Raw genomic sequence first — 1559 nt, forward strand, 5'->3', positions numbered from 1 at the left:
CTGGTACCCCGCTTGCACCGGGCTTTCCATTCCCGGCTTCCGCTTTCCTTACGTGTCCCCACAGTTCTGTCATACCGCAGTACAGGAATCTCCACCTGTTGTCCATCGGCTACGACTCTCGTCCTCGCCTTAGGCCCCGACTTACCCAGAGCAGATCAGCTTTACTCTGGAAACCTTGGATATTCGGCCATAAGGATTCTCACCTTATTCTCGCTACTCATTCCGGCATTCTCTCTTCCATGCAGTCCACAGCTCCTTTCGGTACTGCTTCTTCCCGCATGCAATGCTCCTCTACCAACCTTTCGGTTCCTTAGTTTCGGTGGCGCGTTTCAGCCCCGGACATTTTCGGCGCAGGACCTCTCGACCAGTGAGCTATTACGCACTCTTTGAATGGATGGCTGCTTCTGAGCCAACATCCTGGTTGTCTTCGAAATCCCACATCCTTTTCCACTTAACGCGCACTTGGGGACCTTAACTGAAGGTCTGGGCTCTTTCCCTTTTGACCGCCCAACTTATCTCGTGCAGTCTGACTCCCGATAATCGATTACGCGGCATTCGGAGTTTGATATTCTTCGGTAGGCTTTGACGCCCCCTAGGAAATTCAGTGCTCTACCTCCGCAAATCTGTATCGAGGCTAGCCCTAAAGCTATTTCGAGGAGAACCAGCTATCTCCGGGTTCGATTGGAATTTCTCCCCTATCCACACCTCATCCCCACCCTTTTCAACGGATGTGGGTTCGGTCCTCCACTACCTCTTACGGCAGCTTCAACCTGGACATGGATAGATCACCCGGTTTCGGGTCTACTCCTACTGACTTAAGGCCCTCTTAAGACTTGGTTTCCCTACGGCTCCACACCTGAAGTGCTTAACCTTGCCAGTAAGCGTAACTCGCCGGACCGTTCTACAAAAAGTACGCGGTCGCACATATAAAGTGCTTCCACAGCTTGTAGACACAGGGTTTCAGGTTCTCTTTCACTCCCCTCCCGGGGTCCTTTTCACCTTTCCTTCACAGTACTATGCGCTATCGGTCACTAAGTAGTATTTAGCCTTAGGGGGTGGTCCCCCTGATTTCCCACAAGGTTCCACGTGTCTCGTGGTACTCTGGATCCTGCTCAGTCTCATCAGCTTTCACGTACGGGGCTTTCACCCTCTCCGGCCGGCTTTCCCAAAACCGTTCTGTTAGCTTCAAAGAATCTTAAATGCAGTCCGTAACCCCGGAATGCACGCATTCCGGTTTAGGCTCCTCCGCGTTCGCTCGCCGCTACTTACGGAATCGAGTTTTCTTTCTTTTCCTCCGGGTACTTAGATGTTTCAGTTCCCCGGGTTCCCTTCCATACGTTATGGATTGGCGTATGGATACATGAGGTTTGCTCATGTGGGTTTCCCCATTCAGACATCTCCGGATCACGGGATATTTGCTCCTCCCCGAAGCTTATCGCAGCTTATCACGTCTTTCATCGGCTCTTAGTGCCAAGGCATCCGCCCTGTGCCCTTATTGCTTGACCTTTCGCTTCATCACCCTAGCGTAGGTGATGCGGTCGTTTGATTCTCATTGTTTT

1 rRNA gene is annotated in these 1559 nt (G+C 51.8%); it reads right to left on the minus strand.

Annotated elements, in window-relative coordinates:
* Nucleotides 1-1505: ribosomal RNA gene (locus LI074_RS16980) — 23S ribosomal RNA — on the minus strand; the annotation flags it as partial.
* Nucleotides 1506-1559: the final 54 nt, after the last annotated feature.

It is taken from the genome of Blautia sp. MSK18_10, from assembly GCF_020553185.1.
GTDB lineage: Bacteria > Bacillota > Clostridia > Lachnospirales > Lachnospiraceae > Blautia_A > Blautia_A wexlerae.